At 71.5% G+C, this 17340-nt stretch carries 14 protein-coding genes; 8 read left to right on the top strand and 6 right to left on the bottom strand.

Translation table 11 applies throughout. From position 1 onward, the window contains the following. Nucleotides 1–10 precede the first annotated feature (10 nt). A complete protein-coding gene (locus K4B79_RS04410; RefSeq protein ID WP_232024906.1) occupies nucleotides 11–1951 on the top strand; it encodes a S53 family peptidase in 1941 nt (646 codons plus the stop codon). Here K4B79_RS04410 and K4B79_RS04405 read toward each other — a convergent pair. After that, the gene (locus K4B79_RS04405) at nucleotides 1899–2123 is read right to left on the bottom strand and encodes a hypothetical protein (RefSeq protein ID WP_232024905.1); all 225 of its coding nucleotides are present in this window, start codon (nucleotides 2121–2123) and stop codon (nucleotides 1899–1901) included. The two genes, K4B79_RS04410 and K4B79_RS04405, sit on opposite strands and share 53 nt — an antisense overlap. Nucleotides 2124–2301: 178 nt before the next feature. Between K4B79_RS04405 and K4B79_RS04400 the strand changes: the two genes are divergently transcribed. Continuing rightward, nucleotides 2302–4056, top strand: a complete 1755-nt coding sequence (locus K4B79_RS04400; RefSeq protein ID WP_232024904.1) for an NAD+ synthase — start codon at nucleotides 2302–2304, stop codon at nucleotides 4054–4056. Nucleotides 4057–4089: 33 nt separating this feature from the next. Here K4B79_RS04400 and rph read toward each other — a convergent pair whose 3' ends face one another. Beyond that, nucleotides 4090–6687 (bottom strand): rifamycin-inactivating phosphotransferase, encoded by a 2598-nt coding sequence (gene rph, locus K4B79_RS04395; protein ID WP_232024903.1) that lies wholly within the window; start codon nucleotides 6685–6687, stop codon nucleotides 4090–4092. Nucleotides 6688–6913: 226 nt separating this feature from the next. On the opposite strand from rph, the gene K4B79_RS04390 reads away from it, so the two are divergent. From K4B79_RS04390 to K4B79_RS04380, 3 genes are all read left to right on the top strand, one after another. Next, nucleotides 6914–7864, top strand: coding sequence for a phosphotransferase (locus K4B79_RS04390; RefSeq protein WP_232024902.1), 951 nt, complete (start codon nucleotides 6914–6916; stop codon nucleotides 7862–7864). Beyond that, nucleotides 7861–8295, top strand: a complete 435-nt coding sequence (locus K4B79_RS04385) for a cytidine deaminase (protein WP_232024901.1) — start codon at nucleotides 7861–7863, stop codon at nucleotides 8293–8295. The genes K4B79_RS04390 and K4B79_RS04385 overlap by 4 nt, the downstream gene beginning before the upstream one ends. 85 nt (nucleotides 8296–8380) lie before the next feature. Continuing rightward, complete coding sequence (locus K4B79_RS04380) at nucleotides 8381–8998, top strand: TOPRIM nucleotidyl transferase/hydrolase domain-containing protein (protein WP_232024900.1); 618 nt, start codon at nucleotides 8381–8383, stop codon at nucleotides 8996–8998. A gap of 124 nt (nucleotides 8999–9122) precedes the next feature. Here the strand turns inward: K4B79_RS04380 and K4B79_RS04375 are convergent, their stop codons facing one another. From K4B79_RS04375 to K4B79_RS04360, 4 genes are all read right to left on the bottom strand, one after another. Next, nucleotides 9123–10343 carry an MFS transporter gene (locus K4B79_RS04375; protein WP_232024899.1) on the bottom strand — a complete coding sequence of 407 codons (1221 nt, stop codon included), beginning with the start codon at nucleotides 10341–10343 and terminating at the stop codon, nucleotides 9123–9125. Nucleotides 10344–10446: 103 nt separating this feature from the next. Next, on the bottom strand, nucleotides 10447–11427 hold the full coding sequence (locus tag K4B79_RS04370; RefSeq protein WP_374208430.1) for an endonuclease/exonuclease/phosphatase family protein: 981 nt from the start codon (nucleotides 11425–11427) through the stop codon (nucleotides 10447–10449). Nucleotides 11428–11738: 311 nt separating this feature from the next. Then, the gene (locus tag K4B79_RS04365; protein WP_374208418.1) at nucleotides 11739–12398 is read right to left on the bottom strand and encodes a TetR/AcrR family transcriptional regulator; all 660 of its coding nucleotides are present in this window, start codon (nucleotides 12396–12398) and stop codon (nucleotides 11739–11741) included. A gap of 114 nt (nucleotides 12399–12512) precedes the next feature. Beyond that, entirely contained in the window at nucleotides 12513–14099 is a 1587-nt protein-coding gene (locus K4B79_RS04360) for an MFS transporter (RefSeq protein WP_232024897.1), read from the bottom strand. A 193-nt stretch (nucleotides 14100–14292) separates the two neighbouring features. Between K4B79_RS04360 and panB the strand changes: the two genes are divergently transcribed. The 3 genes from panB to K4B79_RS04345 all read left to right on the top strand — a co-directional run bounded on the left by panB (nucleotide 14293) and on the right by K4B79_RS04345 (nucleotide 17335). Continuing rightward, nucleotides 14293–15168 carry a 3-methyl-2-oxobutanoate hydroxymethyltransferase gene (gene panB / locus K4B79_RS04355; RefSeq protein WP_232024896.1) on the top strand — a complete coding sequence of 292 codons (876 nt, stop codon included), beginning with the start codon at nucleotides 14293–14295 and terminating at the stop codon, nucleotides 15166–15168. 320 nt (nucleotides 15169–15488) lie between these two features. Then, entirely contained in the window at nucleotides 15489–16514 is a 1026-nt protein-coding gene (locus K4B79_RS04350; protein WP_232024895.1) for an ATP-binding cassette domain-containing protein, read from the top strand. Further along, nucleotides 16511–17335 carry an ABC transporter permease gene (locus tag K4B79_RS04345; RefSeq protein WP_232024894.1) on the top strand — a complete coding sequence of 275 codons (825 nt, stop codon included), beginning with the start codon at nucleotides 16511–16513 and terminating at the stop codon, nucleotides 17333–17335. The genes K4B79_RS04350 and K4B79_RS04345 overlap by 4 nt, the downstream gene beginning before the upstream one ends. Nucleotides 17336–17340 lie beyond the last annotated feature (5 nt).

The raw sequence follows: 17340 nt of genomic DNA, 5'->3' as shown, positions 1-17340 counted from the left end.
AGGGGGTTCCATGAGATCCAACCGCGCCACGGTCCGCGCCGGGGTGAGCATGGCGGCGACACTGCCCATGCTCGCCGGTGCGCTGGCGCTCGGCATACCCGCGGCCCACGCCGCGGACGCCCCGGCCCGCCGGACGCTGTCGGGCACCAAGCCCGCCTGGGCCACGGCCAAGGCGGACAAGGGCGCCGCCTCCGACGCCAGCCGGGTCTCCGCCCGGGTCTACCTCGCCGGCCGGGACGCCGCCGGTCTCGCCGCGTACGCGAAGGCCGTGTCCGACCCGGCCTCCGCGTCGTACGGCAAGTACCTCGGCGCCCGGCAGGCCAAGGCCCGCTTCGGCGCGACCGCGGCCCAGGTCGCGGCGGTGAAGTCCTGGCTGACCTCGGCGGGCCTGAAGGTCACGGACGTCACCGAGCACTACGTCGCCGTCAGCGGTGACGTGGCCGCCGCCGAGAAGGCCTTCGGCACCCAGCTGCACAACTACGCCAAGGGCTCCGCGACCTATCGCGCCCCGGCGAAGGCGGCCTCCGCCCCGGAGAGCCTGGACGGCGCCGTCCTGACCGTCACCGGCCTGGACAACGCGCCGCACCTGCTGAGCCACGACGACCAGCTGCCGCCGCCGGAGACCGTGTTCCGCAACGCCGGACCGTTCTCCTCGTACTACGGCTCGAACACCGCGAGCACCCTGCCGGACGCCTACGGCGGCAAGATCCCGTACGCCGTCAAGGGCTACACCGGCAAGCAGCTGCGGGCCGCGTACGGCGCGGGCACCCGCACCGGCAAGGGCGTGCGCGTCGCCATCACCGACGCCTACGCCTCGCCGACCATCGCCTACGACGCGGCCACCTACGCCAAGAAGCACGGCGACGCCGCGTGGAAGACCGGACAGCTGCACCAGGCGCTGCCCGCGAAGTACACGAACACCAAGGACTGCTCGGCGGCCGGCTGGTACGGCGAGGAGACCCTCGACGTCGAGGCCGTGCACGCGGTGGCGCCCGCCGCCGACGTCACCTACGTGGGCGCCCAGTCCTGCACCGACGCCGATCTGCTGGACGCGCTCGGCAAGGTCGTCGACAACCACCTGGCCGACATCGTCTCCAACTCCTGGGGCGAGGTGGAGTCCGCCGGGACCCCGGACATCGCCGCCGCCTACGACCAGGTCTTCCAGCTGGGCGCGGTGGAGGGCATCGGCTTCTACTTCTCCTCCGGCGACGACGGCGACGAGGCCGCCAGCTCCGGTACGAAGCAGGTCGACATCCCGGTCAGCTCCGCCTGGGTGACCGCGGTCGGCGGCACGTCCCTGGCGGTCGGCGAGCGCGACACGTACCAGTGGGAGACCGGCTGGGGCACGCTCAAGGCCGCGCTCTCCGACGACGGCAAGAGCTGGGCCGACTTCCCGGGCGCCTTCACCTCGGGCGCGGGCGGCGGCACCAGCAAGTCCGTCGCCGAGCCGGACTACCAGAAGGGCGTCGTCCCGGACGCGCTCGCCCAGGCCAACAACGCCGAGGGCAACCGGGTCGTCCCGGACATCGCGGCGGTCGCCGACCCCAACACCGGGTTCCTGGTCGGCCAGACGCAGACCCTGCCGGACGGGAAGACCCAGGCATACGACGAGTACCGCATCGGCGGCACCTCGCTCGCCGCGCCGGTGATCGCGGCCGTACAGGCTCTCGCGCAGGAGGCCGCGGGCGGCAGGCCGATCGGCTTCGCCAACCCGGCCATCTACGCGAAGTACGGCTCGAAGCTCTACCACGACGTCACCGACAACCCGACGGGCTCCGGCCTCGCCGTGGCCCGGGTCGACTTCGTCAACGGCTACGACGCCACCGGCGGCCTGGCCACCTCGGTCCGCACCCTGGGCAAGGACAGCTCGCTCCAGGCCGTGAAGGGCTACGACGACGTCACCGGCGTGGGGACACCCGCGCGCGGCTACGTGGAGTCGTACCGCCGCTGACCCCGGCGGCGGGGCACTGTGCCGGTGCGCCCGCCTCCCGACGGGGTGCCGTCGGGAGGCGGGCGCGCTCGCGTGCCCGGACGCGCAGCCGGTGCGAGCGGGCGAGCGCGAACAGGGTGTTGCTGATGGCGCCTACGGTCAGGGTGGCGGCGACGAACAGCCAGTCACTCACTGCTCCTCCTTCGTCACGGCCAGTCGTATCGCAGGAGGTGGGACGGGAGCCCGCTTTCCGCCGGAACACGGGCGACCGGAGGCGGGCTGTGCTACGCGCCGCCGGGGCGGGCTGTGATACCGGCGATACCGGAGGGCCCCTCACCCCATCGCGTCGCTCTGACGATTACACTGAACGCGTGCCTCAACTACGTCTCGCCCTGAACCAGATCGACTCGCGCGTCGGCGACATCGCCCGGAACACCGAGACGATCCTCCGCTGGACCCGGCACTCCGCCGAGCAGGGAGCGCATCTCGTGGCGTTCCCGGAGATGGTGCTGACCGGGTATCCCGTCGAGGACCTGGCTCTCCGGTCGTCCTTCGTCGACGCCTCCCGCACGGCCCTGCGCACGCTGGCCGGCCGGCTCGCCGACGAGGGCCTCGGGGAACTGCCCGTGGTCGTCGGCTACCTCGACCGCTCCGAGTCCGCCCAGCCCCGGTTCGGCCAGCCGGCCGGCGCCCCGCGCAACGCGGGCGCGGTGCTCCACCGGGGCGAGGTGGCCCTGACGTTCGCCAAGCACCACCTGCCCAACTACGGCGTCTTCGACGAGTTCCGCTACTTCGTGCCCGGCGACACCATGCCGGTGGTGCGGGTGCACGGCGTCGACGTGGCCCTCGCCATCTGCGAGGACCTCTGGCAGGACGGCGGCCGCGTCCCGGCGGCCCGCTCCGCCGAGGCCGGCCTGCTGCTCTCCGTCAACGCCTCGCCGTACGAGCGCGACAAGGACGACACCCGCCTGGAGCTGGTCCGCAAGCGCGCCCAGGAGGCGGGCTGCACCACCGCCTACCTCGCCATGATGGGCGGCCAGGACGAGCTGGTCTTCGACGGCGACTCGATCGTCGTCGACCGGGACGGCGAGGTGATCGCGCGGGCCCCGCAGTTCTCCGAGGGCTGCGTGGTCCTCGACCTCGACCTCCCGGCCGCCTCCCCCGACGCCCCGACGGGCGTGGTGGACGACGGCCTGCGCATCGACCGCGTCATCCTCTCCGAGGAGCCCCTCCCCGCCTACGAGCCGGAGCACACCGGCTCCTACACGGACCGCCTGGACGACGACGAGGAGGTCTACTCGGCCCTCGTCGTGGGCCTGCGGGCGTATGTCACCAAGAACGGCTTCACCTCCGTCCTCATCGGCCTCTCCGGCGGTATCGACTCGGCCCTGGTCGCCGCGATCGCCTGCGACGCGGTGGGCGCACAGAACGTCTACGGCGTCTCGATGCCCTCGAAGTACTCCTCCGACCACTCCAAGGGCGACGCGGCGGAACTGGCCCGCCGCACGGGCCTCAACTTCCGCACGGTGCCGATCGAGCCGATGTTCGACGCGTACATGGGGTCGCTGGGGCTGACGGGGCTGGCCGAGGAGAACCTCCAGTCCCGGCTGCGCGGCACCATGCTGATGGCCATCTCCAACCAGGAGGGCCACATCGTCCTGGCCCCCGGCAACAAGTCGGAGCTGGCGGTGGGCTATTCGACGCTCTACGGCGACTCGGTGGGCGCCTACGGCCCCATCAAGGACGTCTACAAGACGTGGATCTTCCGCCTGGCCGAGTGGCGCAACCGCGCGGCGGCGGAGCGGGGCCAGACCCCGCCGATCCCCGAGAACTCCATCACCAAGCCCCCGAGCGCGGAACTCCGCCCCGGCCAGGTCGACACGGACTCGCTGCCGGACTACCCCGTCCTGGACGCGATCCTGGAGCTCTACGTCGACCGCGACAAGGGCGCCGACGAGATCGTCGCCGCCGGCTTCGACCCCGCGCTGGTCGCCAAGACCCTCCGCATGGTCGACACCGCCGAGTACAAGCGCCGCCAGTACCCGCCGGGCACGAAGATCTCCGCGAAGGGCTTCGGCAAGGACAGGCGGCTGCCGATCACCAACGGGTGGCGGGAGTCCCTGTGACCTGCGCGGAGGCCGCCGGGTCGGGGTGACCGGTCAGGAGAGGATCTCGACGTACCCCCCGGTGCCGTGCACGCGGATCCGCTGCCCGTCCCGGATCAGCCGGGTGGCGCCCTCCACGCCCACGACGGCCGGCAGGCCGTACTCGCGGGCGATCACCGCGCCATGGGTCATCAGGCCGCCCACCTCCGTCACCAGGCCCGCGACCGCGACGAACAGCGGCGACCAGCTGGGGTCCGTGAAGGTGGTGACCAGGATGTCGCCCGCTTCGAGATCGGCGTCCGCCAGGTCGAGGACGACGCGGGCCCGTCCCTCGACGGTCCCGGCGGAGACCGGCAGGCCGACCAGGGCGCCGGCCGGCACGTCGTCGCGCCGGTACGCCCCGTTGAGCGCCTCGCCGTCCGAGGTGAGCACCCTCGGCGGGGTGAGTGCCTGGTACGACCGGTACGCGTCCTTGCGGCGCCGGATGAGCTCCTCGTCCACCCGGTTCGAGCGCACCACGTCGTGGAGTTCCTGGAAGGTGAGGTGGAAGGCGTCCTCCTTCTCCGCGAGCACGCCCGCCTCCACCAGGCGCCCGGCCTCCGCCAGCAGGGCCTGCTTGTAGACGAAGTAGCGGCTGACGATGTCGTACTTCGGGTACTCGCGGTACCCGATGAAGGTGCGGACCCGGTCGATCATGGCCTTGGCCTCGTCGGCCTTCCGCTCCCCGTCGGGCAGGGCCCGCAGGCGGGACAGCACGTCCTGTTCCTTCTTCCGCGCCGCCTGGAGCCCCTGCTCGAAGCGCCGTCGGGCCGCGCCCGCCTCGAAGTTCCTGACGTTGTCGAGGATCACGGGAACGAGCGTGCTCGGGCGCTCGCGCCAGCGCGGCCTCGTGATGTCGATCTCGCCGACGCAGCGCATGCCGTACCGGTCGAGGTAGGCCTCGATGGCGTCGCGTGCCTCGGTGCCGCCCGGGAGCTTCGCCAGGTCGTCCAGGAAGCCGTCGTCCCGCACGTCCCGCAGGAACCCGACCACCTGCGGATGCGGGCGGATCACGTCCGCGACGTCGAGCAGCGCGAGTCCCATCTCCGAGGTGACGTTCCCCGGGGCGGACAGGGTCAGCGTGTCGGCCGCGTTCTTCTCGCCGAGCCACTCCTCCAGCTTGTCGTTGAGCCACCAGGTGGCTTCCATGCCCGCCATGATCGCCCGGAAGTTCAGCGGATCGGCGAGGACGCGTTTGTGCTCCTCGAAGGCCTCCAGCAGGAAGTCGAACAGCGCCGGTCCGGTCTTCGCCCCGATGTCGCGCCGAAGGGCGGCGATGGACGCCTGGCTGCGCTCGATCAGCCCGGTGACGACGGCCGGATCGGTCTCGACCGGGGTGGGCGCTCCGCCGGCCGGCGGCCCGCCGGGCGGGGCGTCCGGGAGCGACGGGACGAAGTCCCCGCGGTCGAGGACGGTCTCCAGCGCGTCCCTGACCAGCGGATCGCCCCGCCCCACGAGGTCCAGCAGGCCGGCGCGGCTCGCGGGCGAGGACAGGCGCCGGGTGACGTCCACGAACAGCCGCCCGCCGGCCTCGTGCATCGGCGCCATGGCCGTCAGCAGCCACATGGAGAGCCCCAGGGGCTTCATGGGGTCGGTCATCATCTGCTGGTGGCCGACGGAGACGTAGACGTGGTTCTCCCGGTCGCCGGTCTCGGGGACGGGGAACAGGGTCGTGATGGGACGGCTCTGGACGATCTGGAAGTCGTCGTCGGCCAGGCACCATTCGATGTCCTGCGGTCGGCCGAAGTCCGCTTCGATCCGCCGCCCCAGCTCCACGAGCCGTAGCACCTGCGCGTCCGTCAGCGCCGGCTGCTCCTGCCGCCGCGAGTCGATCGCCACTTCCCGCGTACCGCCCGTCGGCAGGGCCTGAACGGCGCGCTGTTTGGCGGCGATCGCCTTCTCGACCACCTCGCCCTGCCGGACCTTGAAGACGTCCGGGTTCACCAGGCCGGAGACCAGGGCCTCGCCGAGGCCGAAGCCGGCGTCCACGGTGGCGACCTTCCGGTTGCCCGTGACGGGATCGGCCGTGAACAGGACGCCGGACGCGTCCGGGAAGACCATCCGCTGCACGACCACGGCCATGCGGACCGTACGGTGGTCGATCCCGTTGCGCAGGCGGTAGATCACGGCCCGCTCGGTGAACAGCGAGGCCCAGCACCGGCTGACGTGCTCCAGGACCGCCGCCGGCCCCACCACGTTCAGGTAGGTGTCCTGCTGGCCCGCGAAGGAGGCCGTGGGCAGGTCCTCCGCCGTCGCGCTGGACCGGACCGCGTAGGCGGCCTGGTCGCCGAGCCGGGTGAGCGCGCGGGTGATCTCCGCCGCGAGATCGTCCGGGACGGCGATCCCTTCGACGGCCTCGCGGATCCGCGCGCCGAGCGTGCGGATCGCCTCCCGGTCGTCCGGGTCCACACGCGCCAGCCGATCGAGCAGGCCGTCGATCGACGGCTCCTGCGCCACGACCCGGTGGAAGGCGTCCGTCGTCACGCAGAAACCGGCCGGCACCCGGACGCCGTCGAGCCGCGACAGCCGGCCCAGGTGTGCGCCCTTGCCGCCGACGACCGCGACCTGCGTCTCGTCGACCTCGTGAAGACCCAGCACGTACGACTCACTCATCGCGATCCCCCGACCCGGTCCGACGTCACCGCGTCCCCCGTCCGTCGTCCCTCGTCCGTCGACAGCAACACACGCACGCGTGCCCTCATTTCCGCAGGTTGTGGCATCGGCCGACGATTGTGCGCCCTGACCTGGGCCTTGCGGCAAGCCCCCCACCGCGCTATAAGTTGAAAAGGGTAAGGAGATCTCTGTCCGCCCGCTCCGCGACCGTGCGACGATCACTGTCGTGACCGACTTAATGACCCCCCAGGACATGGCCAGCCGTACCTCCGCCGCGGTGGACGCGGCTGTCGGGGCGGCGCGCGACCTCGGACTCACCGTGACGGACGCCCGGGTTCTGCACGACCTGTTCTCCGTCGTCGTCCACCTCGCGCCCTCGCCGGTCGTGGCCCGCGTTCCCACCGTCCTGCCGCCCCACACCGACCTCGACTCCCTGGCGCGCCGTCAGCGGGCGGAGCTGGACGTGACGTTGTGGCTCGCGGACCAGGGGACCCCGGTGATTCCGCCGAGTCCCCTCGTGCCGCCGGAGCCCGTTCGGCGGGACGGGTTCTCGATGACGTTCTGGCAGTTCCTGGAGGAGGACCGGGGCAAGGAACCCGACTACGCGGCGAACTCCGAGCTCACCGCAGACCTGCACGCCGCGATGCGCGCGTATCCGGGCCCGCTGTCGTTCCTGTCCGCGGCCGAGCCGCGGTTCGTCACCGACGGTCTCGCCCTCCTCGGTGACAGTCCCGGCCTGCTCGCTCCGGCCGATCTGGACCGGGCCCGCCGGGAGTGGCGGGTGCTGGAGCCTCTCGTGCGCTCCCGCGCGGCGTTCGAGAAGGCGTTCCCCGACGTCGACCTCCAGCCCGTCCACGGCGACTCCCCGCCCGCGAACGTCTTCGCCGGCGTCGACGGGCCCCGCTACGCCGACTTCGAGCTGGTCACCCTGGGCCCCGTCGAATGGGACCTGGCCGCCCTCGGACCCGACCTCGAGTCCGCGTACAACCGCGGTGCGCGGCGCAACGGCATGCGGCCGCTGAACGAGGACGTCCTGCGCTTCGTGAACGCCGTGGGCATGCTGCGGGCCATCGCCTCCCTCACCCTCGTGCCCCAGTTCCCGGCGCTGCTGGAGTACTTGGGCCCGGCCGTCGACCAGTGGCGGACGACGCCCTTCGCCGGAGGCATGACCGGATGACCTCGGCGCTCCGGCCCGGCGACCGGGAACTCGTCGAGGCCGCGGCCCAGGTGGCGCGCACGCGTTGCCGGGGCGACAACCACACCATGGCGGCGGCGGGCCGCGCTCCCGACGGCCGGATCGTCACCGCGGTGAACGCCTACCACTTCACGGGCGGACCCTGCGCGGAGCTGGTCCTCATCGGTGCGGCCGCCGCCCAGGGGGTGTACGAGCTGGACACCGTCGTCGCCGTGGGCGACCGTGATCGAGGGGTCGTCCCGCCGTGCGGCCGGTGCCGCCAGGTGCTGCTCGACTACTTCCCCGCCGTCAAGGTCGTCGTGGGCCGGGGCGATCGCGTCCGGGCCGTGCCCATCGCCGACCTGCTGCCCGAGAGCTACGTCTGGGCCGATCACCAGGTCGAGGCCGACACCGCCTCGCCGACGGAGCCGTAGAAACCGTGGAAGCCAGAGAAGACGCAGACGACGGAGCCGTAGAAAATTCCGTGCCGTGGCGTCCGGGATGGCACAGACTCGCTGCATGGCGGACATGCGGGCGTTCCGGGACGCGGTCGGTGAGTGGGCGGGCGGCGGTTGCGGCGGGGAGGCCGGTGAGCTGGCCGTGCGGCTGGGTGTGCGGACGGCGGTGCTGCTGGAGGGGCTGAGCGACCTCGCGGCCGTCGAGGCGCTGGCCGAGCGGCGGGGCCGGGATCTCGCCTCCGAGGGCGTGTGCGTGCTGTCGATGGGCGGGGCGATGAACGTCGGCCGCTACGCCGGACTCCTCGGCCCGCCCGGGCTCGGTCTACGTCTGGCCGGGCTGTGCGACGTACGCGAGGAGCCCTTCTACGAACGGGGCCTGCAGCGGGCGGGGGCGCCGTACCGGGACTTCTTCGTGTGCGTCGCGGACCTGGAGGACGAGCTCATCCGGGCGCTGGGCACGGCACGGGTCGAGGAGATCGTCCGGGACGAGGGCGACCTGCGGGCCTGGCAGACCTTCCTGCGCCAGCCCGCCCAGGACGGCCGCCCCCGGCACCAGCAGCTGCGCCGTTTCCTCGGCACGAAGAAGGGCCGCAAGATCCGCTACGGCCGTCTCCTCGTCGAGGCCCTCGAACCGGAGCGGGTGCCCGCCCCGCTGGACGACCTCCTCACCAGCCTCTGACCGACCCGCCCCCCCAACACGCCGACGCGGGGCCGACGGTGACGAACCGTCGGCCCCGCGTCGTATCCCGTACAGGGGTCCGCACAGGGGTCAGTGCCGGTGTCAGTACCGCACCGCTTCCACGTCACCGCACCGCTTCCACGTCCCGCGGGACGTGCGAGGCGACGATCCGTTCGCGGCCCGGTGTGGACGCGGGCACCCGGCGGCGGTCGACGGTGTACGCCGCTCCGGCCACCGCGAGGCCGAGGACGGCGAGGGCCGCGCCCGCGAGGGCCGGGGAGGTCACGCCGAAGCCCGCGGCGATGGCGAGGCCGCCGATCCAGGCGCCGCCGGCGTTGGCCAGGTTGAAGGCGGCCTGGTTGGCGGAGGAGGCCAGGGACGGGGCGGACGACGCCTTCTCCATGACCATCAGCTGGAGCGGGGAGCCGGTCGCGAAGGCCGCCGTGCCGAGGAGGACGACCGCCAGGGCCGCGCTCCACGCCGAGGACATCAGCAGCGGGAAGAGGGCCAGCACCGCCACCAGGGAGATCAGGCCGCCGAAGAGGGTGCCGCGCAGCGAGTGGTCGGCGAGGCGGCCGCCGAGGAGGTTGCCCGCGGTGGCGCCGACGCCGAACAGGGCGAGCAGGAGGGTGACGCTGGCGTCGGCGTAGCCGGCGGCGTCGGTGAGCATGGGCGTGATGTAGCTGTAGGCGGCGAAGAGGGCGCCGAAGCCGGCGACCGTCGTGCCGAGGGCCAGCCAGACCGGGAGGGAGGTCAGCGCGGCCAGTTCGCGGCGGACGCCGACGCGCGGGGCGTGCGCGTGGTCGTGCGGGATCAGCAGGGCCAGCGCGGCGATCGCGGCCAGGCCGATCGTGCCGACGCCGACGAAGGTGGCCCGCCAGCCCATGTGCTGTCCCATGAGCGTGGCCACGGGCACGCCCGCGACGTTGGCGACGGTCAGGCCGAGGAACATCAGCGACACGGAGCGGGCCTTGCGCTCCGGCGCGACCAGTGTGGTGGCGACGACGGCGCCGACGCCGAAGAAGGCGCCGTGCGGCAGACCGCTGACGAAGCGGGCGGCCAGCAGCCAGTGGTAGTCGGGGGCGAAGCCGGACAGCACGTTGCCGGCGACGAAGAGGACCATCAGGCCGATCAGGACCTTGCGACGCGACATGCGCGCGGTGACCGCGGCCAGCAGCGGGGCGCCGATCACCACCCCCAGCGCGTACGCGGAGACCAGGTGACCGGCCTCGGGGATCGAGATGTTCAGGTCGGCGGCGACGTCGGGCAGGAGGCCCATCATCACGAACTCGGTGGTACCGATGCCGAAGGCGCCCACGGCGAGAGCGAGCAGAGCCAGGGGCATGAAGAAAACCTGTGCCTTTCAGGGGAGAGCGGAGGTCCGTGCTTGAAGCGTATGTTCAAGTGCGGAACAAAGTCCCCAGGGGCCGGTATTCCGGCTGGTCAGGTCACGATGACGTGGTGAGGTTCACACGTGCGGCGACCGGCAGGTGGTCGCTCCCGGTCTCCGGCAGCGTCCAGGAGCTCTCCGGCTCGATCCCCCGGACCAGGATCTGGTCGATGCGGGCCATCGGGAAGGACGCCGGCCAGCTGAACCCGAAGCCGCTGCCCACCGCGCCCTGCGTGGAGCGCATCTGGGCGGTGACGGCGTTCAGGGAGCGGTCGTTCATCGTGCCGTTCAGGTCGCCGAGCAGGACGACCCTGGCCACCTTCTCGTCGGCGATGGCCTCGCCCAGCGCGTCGGCGCTCTTGTCGCGCTGCCGGGCGGTGAACCCGGCCTCCAGCTTGACCCGCACCGACGGCAGATGGGCGACGTAGACCGCGACCGGCCCCTCGGGCGTGGCCACCGTGGCCCGCATGGCGCGCGTCCAGCCGAGCTTGATGTCGACGGCCCTGACCCCGGTCATCGGGTACTTGCTCCACAGGCCGACGGTGCCCTGCACCGAGTGGTACCTGTACGTCGACTCCAGTGCCCGTTCGTACACCGGGACCGCCGAGGTGGTCAGTTCCTCCAGGGCCACGACGTCGGCGCCGGACGCGGCCACGTCACGGGCGGTGTCGGACGGGTCGGGGTTGTCGGCGTTGACGTTGTGCGTGGCCACGGTGAAGTCACCGCCGGTGGCCGCCTTGTCGGTGAGGAGCCCGCCGAAGAGATTCAGCCACACGACCGCGGGAAGCACGACGGCGATCAGCGCGGTCGCCGACCTGCGCCACAGCGCGAGCAGCAGCAGGACCGGGACGCACAGTCCCAGCCAGGGCAGGAAGGTCTCGACGAGGCTGCCGAGGTTGCCGACGGCGTTCGGGATCTGCGCGTGCAGCAGCATGATGAGGGCGACCACGACCGCGACGGCGGTGAGGACGAGCCCCCGGCGCCAGATCCGCGGATCGCCGCGCCAGCCGGTCACCAGGCGGTTCGTCAGCCGGTTCATCAGGCGCCGAATCCGGTTCCCGCGGCGCTCGGGTCCCGAGCCGCCGTTGTCCGTCTCCGTCATGTACGCCTGCTGCGCCATACCGCGTCGCCTCACTGCCTGCCGTGCACACCGTTATCCCCTCGTGTTCTACGACCCTAGGGGATGATCGGCCCTGATCCTGCCGTCCTGGGACGGCCGTACCTGGACGAGGACGTACAAGTCGGCGCGGCGAGTTCCGATTACGGAGGGGGAAAGCGCGTGCTGTGACGAAACGCGCACATTCGGTCCTACGGTGGCGCGGAACTGACGGACGGGGAACTGGCGGCCCGTCAGCTGACGGGCGGTGAGCCCGGGGGGCGGAGCCCTTCGAGGACGGAGTCGACGATCTGTTCGGCGAGTCCGTCGGGGAGATCGGCGTCGGGACGCATGACGGTCCGCAGGAGCATGGGGCCGATGACCATGTCGATCATCAGCTCGACGTCGAGGTCGGTGCGCAGTTCGCCCTCGCGCTGTCCGCGGCGCAGGATCTCGATCTGGAGCCGGCGCCGCGGCTCGACGACGCTCGCGTGGTACGCGGCCCAGATCTTCGGGCTGCTCTTCATCTGGGCGTGGACGTTGTGCAGGAGCGCCGAGGTCCGGGCCAGCACCCCGCGCTCGCGCACCTGTTCGAGGGAGGCGACGAGGTCGTCGCGCATCGAGGTGCCGGGGAGGACCGGATCCGGCGGTTCGGCGGAGCGCACGACGTCGACGAAGAGCTCCTCCTTGCCGCTCCAGCGACGGTAGATGGTGGCCTTGCCGACTCCGGCGGTACGGGCGATGCGCTCGATGGACAGCTCCGCGAACGGCACCCCCTCCTCCAGGAGCTTCACCACGCCTTCGAGTACGGCGCGTTCCACCCCCTCGCTGCGGGGCCTGCCGCGGGTGGCGCCGCCCTCGGGTTTGGGCGAGCCGCTCGTCGCGGGCGGGTCGGCGAGGCTGTTCACGTTCACTGCGTCCCTTCTACGGAGGAGGTGGTGGCCTGTGCCGATTCTCTCTCCGCTCCCGGCCGTGGGCCCGTAGCCCGGTAGACCTGTGGGCCCGTAGACCTGTGGGCCCGTGGGGCCCTACTCGGCCGTCGTCGCCAACTCCGGCTGCTTCTCGCCCTCCTGGGGCGCCGACGGCCTGCCCGGCAGATACCGGGCGACGACGATCGCGCCGAGCACGGCCACGCCCGCTCCCCACAGCGCGGTGACGTGCATCGCGTGCAGGAACGCGTCATTGGCCGGATCGACCAGGGCCCGACCCCGCGGGCCGAGCTTCGCCGCGACGCCGAGGGTCGCCTCGATGGACTCGCCCGCGGTGTGGCGCAGGCTCGCCGGGACCGCACCGAGGCTGCCGTCGATGCCGTTGCGGTAGGCCGTGGACAGCACCGAGCCGAGGACCGCGATGCCGAGGGCGCCGCCGACCTGCCGGAAGGTGTTGCTGAGCGCGGAGGCGGAACCGGCCTTCTCGCGGGGCAGGGCCTGCATGATGACGACACTGGTCGGCGTCATGATGTGCGCCATGCCGGCGCCCATGAGGAAGAAGACGACCTCCAGGATCCAGATCGGGGTGTCCGCGTCCAGCGTGGCGAACGCGGCCAGGGTCGCGGCGATGATCAGCATGCCGGCCGTGGTGGTGGCCCTGTTGCCGAACCGGTCGACCAGCAGCCGGGCCCGCGGCGCGAAGATCATCTGGGCGGCGGCCAGCGGCAGCATCAGCAGACCGGTCTGGAGCGGCGAGTAGCCGCGCACGCTCTGGGTGTAGAAGACCGAGAAGAAGGTCACGCCCATCAGCGCGAAGAAGACCAGCGCGATGGCGGCGATCGCGGCCGAGAAGACCTTGTTCCTGAAGTACGTCACATCGATGGACGGGTGGTCGCTGCGCGCCTCGAACACCACGAAGCCGACGAGTACGGCGACACCGGCGCCGATGGTGGCGAGCACGGCGGCGTCCGTGAAGTCGGCGAGCTGGCCGCCCTTGATGATGCCGTAGACCAGCAGGACCAGGCCGACGACGGACAGCACGACACCGATGGGGTCGAGGCGGCCGGGGCTCGGGTCGCGGGAGTCGGGCACCAGCCACAGCATCAGGGCGACCGCGAGGATCACGATCGGCACGTTGATGAGGAAGACCGAGCCCCACCAGAAGTGCGCGAGCAGGGCACCGCCGGTGATCGGCCCGATGGCGATGGCGAGCCCCACCCCGCCCGCCCAGATCCCGATGGCCTTCGGCTGCTCCTCGCGCTCGAAGACGTTCATCAGGACGGCGAGGGTGGCGGGCATGACGAACGCGGCGCCGAGGCCCATCACCGCGCGGAACGTGATGAGTTCGCCGGGCGAGCCGGAGAAGGCGGCCAGCGCGGAGCCGACACCGAACAGGACCAGGCCGCCGAGCAGGATCCGCTTGCGGCCCAGCCGGTCGCCGAGGAGGCCGGCGGTGAACAGCAGGCCCGCGAAGACCAGGGTGTAGGAGTTGATCGCCCACTCCAGCTCGCCCTGGGTGGCGCCCAGACCGGTCGGGGCGGGCGTGGAGATCGTCTTGATGGCGACGTTCAGGATCGAGTTGTCGAGCACCACGATCAGCAGGCTCAGCATCAGTACGCCGAGGATCGCCCAGCGGCGCCGGTGCACCGCCTCCGGTATCCGGTGTTCAGGGACTGCGGTAGTCATGCGGTCGAGGCTAGGTCAATTTCGATACGGAACCGTCTCGTATCTTATTTTTTTACCGAGGTCTTACGTCTCCGAGGGCTTGCCGGAACGGTCACACCGACCTCCTCTGGCCCTCTCTGGCACGAAGTGCCACCATGGAGGGGATCCGGGGACGCCGTCAGGGCGCCTCGAGATGACTGAAGGAGCCGTTGCAATGACGCAGCTTTCGGCTGCCCAGACCGCGAAGACGGGACCCTCCGACGGCAGCAAGGCGCTGTACGGGGGCAAGGGCACACGCCGTATCACCGTGCGCGACATCGCCCTCGCCAAGGAACGTGGCGAGAAGTGGCCCATGCTCACCGCCTACGACGCGATGACCGCGTCCGTCTTCGACGAGGCCGGGATCCCGGTCATGCTCGTCGGGGACTCGGCGGGCAACTGCCATCTCGGGTACGAGACCACCGTGCCCGTCACGCTCGACGAGATGACCATGCTCTCCGCCGCCGTCGTACGGGGCACCTCGCGCGCCCTCATCGTCGGCGACCTGCCCTTCGGGTCCTACCAGGAAGGTCCCGTGCAGGCCCTGCGCTCGGCGACCCGGCTGGTGAAGGAGGCCGGGGTCGGTGCCGTCAAGCTGGAGGGCGGCGAGCGGTCCCACCGACAGATCGAACTGCTGGTCGAGTCCGGGATCCCCGTCATGGCCCACATTGGGCTCACCCCGCAGTCCGTCAACGCGATGGGCTACCGCGTGCAGGGGCGTGGTGAGGAGGCGGCGGCGCAGTTGCTGCGGGACGCGAAGGCCGTGCAGGACGCGGGCGCGTTCGCTGTCGTGCTGGAGCTGGTTCCCGCGGAGCTGGCCGCCGAGGTCACTCGGGTGCTCCACATCCCCACGGTCGGGATCGGCGCCGGGTCCGAGACCGACGCGCAGGTCCTGGTCTGGACCGACATGCTCGGTCTGACCGGCGGACGCGTTCCCAAGTTCGTCAAGCAGTACGCCGATCTCCGTTCGCTCATGGGCAACGCGGCGAAGGCGTTTGCGGAGGACGTCGTCGGCGGAACGTTCCCCTTGGAGGAGCACTCCGTCCACTGAGCCATCGCGGCACAGAGGCAGCCCGCCGATCTTCCCCCGTCGGCGGGCTGCCGTTTCGTTTCCTCGCCCCCGCCGCCCCTACCCGTCCCAACCCTGGGGGCTGCGCCCCCAGACCCCCCTGTCGGCCCTGAAGGGGCCTCGTCCTCAAACGCCGGACGGGCTGAAAGACCCAGGGGCGCGGGGCTGTGCTGAATATGCGGCTACCGCCGCGCGGGCGCGACCAGCCCCCACCCACCCGCAGCCGGCCTACGACCTCCCCCGGCACCCCCTGTCGGCGACCTGTCGGTGGTTTGTCGGTGGGGGGTGGGACCGTCCTCGGTATGACGCGAATCGACAAGAACCCCGAGGGCGGAAGTGCCGCCGTCTCCGTACGGGGACTGGTCAAGCACTACGGCGAGACCAAGGCACTGGACGGCGTGGACCTGGACGTGCGCGAGGGCACGGTGATGGGGGTGCTCGGCCCGAACGGGGCCGGAAAGACGACCCTCGTCAGGATCCTGTCCACGCTGCTCGCCCCCGACGCGGGCCACGCCACCGTGGCCGGCTACGACGCCGTACGACAGCCGAGGCAGCTGCGCCGGGTGATCGGCCTCACCGGCCAGTACGCGTCCGTGGACGAGAAGCTCCCCGGCTGGGAGAACCTGTACATGATCGGCCGGCTGCTGGACCTGCCCCGCAAGGAGGCCCGCACCAGGGCGGACGAGCTGCTGGAACGCTTCTCGCTCACGGACGCGGCCAAGCGCCCCGCGTCGACGTACTCGGGCGGCATGCGGCGCCGGCTGGACCTGGCCGCGTCGATGATCGGCCGCCCGGCGGTGCTGTTCCTGGACGAGCCGACCACCGGCCTGGACCCGCGCACCCGCAACGAGGTGTGGGACGAGGTCAAGCGGATGGTCGGCGAGGGGGTGACCGTGCTGCTCACCACCCAGTACATGGAGGAGGCCGAGCAGCTCGCCTCGGAGCTGACGGTGGTCGACCGCGGCCAGGTCATCGCGGGCGGCGCCATCGAGGAGCTGAAGGCGAAGGTCGGCGGCCGGGCCCTGCGGATCCGCCCGGCGGATCCGCTGCGCCTGCGCCCCCTCGCCGACGCGCTGGACGAGCTGGGCATCACCGGACTCGCCACCACCACGGTGGACACCGACCGCGGCGACGTCCTCGTGCCGATCCTCAGCGACGAACAGCTGACCGCCGTGGTCGGCGCGGTCACCGCACGCGGGATCACGCTCTCCTCGATCACCACCGAACTGCCCAGCCTGGACGAGGTGTTCCTGTCCCTCACCGGCCACCGAGCCAGTGCCCCGCAGGACGCCGTACCCACCGACGACCGCCAGGAGGTCGCCGTATGAGCACCGCCACCGCCACCACCGCTCCCGCGCTCGCCGCGGACGCCCGTATCCCGCTGCGCGGCCATCTGCGGCACACCGGCGCCCTGATCCGGCGCAACCTGCTGTGGATCCGGCAGGACCCCGAGTCGATGTTCGACGCGCTGCTGATGCCGATCGTGTTCACCCTGCTGTTCGTGTACGTCTTCGGCGGCTCGATCGGCCAGGCCCTCGGCGGCGGCCAGGACGCGTACGTGCAGTACGTGATCCCCGGCATGCTGGCGATGATGAGCATGACGATGTCCCAGGGCGTCGGCACGGGCTTCAGCCAGGACTTCAACAGCGGCGTGATGGACCGCTTCCGGTCGCTGCCGATCGGCCGCGGCTCGGTGCTGTTCGCGAAGATCACGGTGGAGTTGGGGCGGATGCTGTTCGCCACCACCGTCCTGATGATCGTCTCCGTGCTGGTCGGCTTCGAGATCACCAACTGGCCCGGCCTGTTCGCGACGGTGGGGCTGTCCGCGCTGTTCGCCTCCTCGATCATGTGGGTGTTCCTCACCCTGGGCGTGATCCTGAAGAACGCGCAGTCCGTGCAGGCGATGGGCTTCCTGGTGCTGTTCCCGCTCCAGTTCGGCTCGTCCATCTTCGCGCCGACCGACTCCATGCCGGGCTGGCTCCAGCACTTCACCGACTACAACCCGCTGTCCACGCTCGCCGACGCGGCCCGCGGGCTGATGGTGGGCGGCCCGGTCGCGCACGACCTGTGGGTGACCATCGGCTGGTCGGTGGCGATCACGGCGGTGATGGCGCCGGTCGCGATCCACAAGTTCCGTACCAAGAACTGACGTTC

This window comes from Streptomyces lincolnensis (genome assembly GCF_021173675.1).
GTDB lineage: Bacteria > Actinomycetota > Actinomycetes > Streptomycetales > Streptomycetaceae > Streptomyces > Streptomyces lincolnensis_B.
Note: the sequence above shows the minus strand (reverse complement) of the source record. Positions and strands in the feature narration are given on the sequence as shown.

Excerpts from the sequence above, each read along its gene's own strand:
- K4B79_RS04410 (WP_232024906.1), top strand. The coding sequence starts at position 11 with ATGAGATCCAACCGCGCCACGGTCCGCGCCGGGGTGAGCATGGCGGCG.
- rph (WP_232024903.1), bottom strand. The coding sequence starts at position 6,687 with ATGAGTGAGTCGTACGTGCTGGGTCTTCACGAGGTCGACGAGACGCAG.
- K4B79_RS04385 (WP_232024901.1), top strand. The coding sequence starts at position 7,861 with ATGACCTCGGCGCTCCGGCCCGGCGACCGGGAACTCGTCGAGGCCGCG.
- K4B79_RS04380 (WP_232024900.1), top strand. The coding sequence starts at position 8,381 with ATGGCGGACATGCGGGCGTTCCGGGACGCGGTCGGTGAGTGGGCGGGC.
- K4B79_RS04375 (WP_232024899.1), bottom strand. The coding sequence starts at position 10,343 with ATGCCCCTGGCTCTGCTCGCTCTCGCCGTGGGCGCCTTCGGCATCGGT.
- K4B79_RS04370 (WP_374208430.1), bottom strand. The coding sequence starts at position 11,427 with ATGAACCGGCTGACGAACCGCCTGGTGACCGGCTGGCGCGGCGATCCG.
- K4B79_RS04360 (WP_232024897.1), bottom strand. The coding sequence starts at position 14,099 with ATGACTACCGCAGTCCCTGAACACCGGATACCGGAGGCGGTGCACCGG.
- panB (WP_232024896.1), top strand. The coding sequence starts at position 14,293 with ATGACGCAGCTTTCGGCTGCCCAGACCGCGAAGACGGGACCCTCCGAC.
- K4B79_RS04350 (WP_232024895.1), top strand. The coding sequence starts at position 15,489 with ATGACGCGAATCGACAAGAACCCCGAGGGCGGAAGTGCCGCCGTCTCC.
- K4B79_RS04345 (WP_232024894.1), top strand. The coding sequence starts at position 16,511 with ATGAGCACCGCCACCGCCACCACCGCTCCCGCGCTCGCCGCGGACGCC.